The organism is Chromobacterium aquaticum, from assembly GCF_021129195.1.
GTDB classification, from domain to species: domain Bacteria; phylum Pseudomonadota; class Gammaproteobacteria; order Burkholderiales; family Chromobacteriaceae; genus Chromobacterium; species Chromobacterium aquaticum.
Map to the genome: position 1 here is coordinate 1 of NZ_JAJOHW010000293.1, position 1324 is coordinate 1324.

The following is a 1324-nucleotide window of genomic DNA, read 5'->3' on the forward strand; positions in this document are numbered from 1 at the left end:
CCGCTGGACGCCGCCTACGAGGACGCGTATCCGCTCAGCGCGATGCAGATGGCGATGCTGGCCAACGAGATGCGGCACGGCCAGGACTCCGCCTATCACAACGTCAACGATCAGCGGCTGGCCCTGCCCTTCGACGCGGCCGCGCTCGAGGCGGCGTTGCGCGGCGCCTTCGAACGCCATCCGGCGCTGCGCACCGCCTTCGATCTGGCCGCCGACGAGGAGCCGCTGCAGTACGTGCACCGCCAAGTGCCCTTGCCGCTGGCGGTCAGCGACTGGCGTGGCCTGGACGCGGCGCGGCAGGACGCGCGGATTCTGGATTGGCGCGAGGCCGAGCGGCGCCGGCGCTTCGACGTCGAGCATCCGCCGCTGATCCGCTTCGCCGTGCATCGCCTGAGCGAGGCGGAGATGCATATCGGCGTGACCAAGCACCACGCGATTCTGGACGGCTGGAGCTTCAACCTGCTGCTCTCCGAGCTGATCTCGGACTATTCGGCGCGGCTGGCCGGCCGGCCGCTGGCGCTGACGGCGCCGGCCAGCCGCTACCGCGACTTCGTCGAGCGTGAGCGCGAGGCGGCGCGTTCGGACGCGCTGCGCGACTGGTGGCGCGCGCGGCTGCAATCCTTGCCGGCCACGCGGCTGGCGCGGGAGCCGGACGGCGACGCGGCGCCGGCGGAGGTGCCGATTTCGGCCGCTGAGTCCGCCGGCCTGGAAGCGCTCGCCGCGCGCGCGGGCGCCTCGGTGAAGAGCGTGCTGCTGACGGCGCATCTGCTCGCCTTGTCGCGCATCTGCGGCAGGCCGGCGGTGACGAGCGGGGTGGTGTTCAACGGCCGCAGCGAGGGCGCGGACGGCGACCGGGCGCTGGGCCTGTTCCTGAACAGTCTGCCGCTCGGCTTCGATTTCCCGGCCGGCGTCTTCGACGCGGTCGCGCTGGTGCGCGCGGTGCAGGCGGCCGAGCTGGAGGTGTTCAGCCGCCGGCGCTATCCGCTGATCGAACTGCATCGGCAGGTGGGCACGGTGTTCGACGCGCTGTTCAACTTCACGCACTTCCGCGCGCTGGAGGACGCGGTGCGCGATATCGAGGTGTCCGACGGCTACGCGAGCGACACGACCAATGTGCCGCTGGTGGTGCAAAGCAGCTTCGACGGCCGGCAAGGCGTATTGCGGATCACCCTGGTGCCGTCGCGCGGGCATTTCTCGACGGAGACCGTGCTCCGCTTCGTCGCGGAGTACGCGGCGGCCTTGCGCGCGTTGCTCGGGGAAACCACGGCGGGGGACGCGGCCGCCGGCGGCGCGAGCAGGGCGGACGGCGGCGAGCGCCGGAGCC

Annotated in this window: 1 protein-coding gene; it reads left to right on the plus strand. The window is 72.3% G+C overall.

The genetic code is table 11. The features are described from left to right. The coding region (locus LQT98_RS23875; protein WP_231465740.1) for a condensation domain-containing protein at nucleotides 1-1324 on the plus strand (1324 nt) is incomplete at both ends.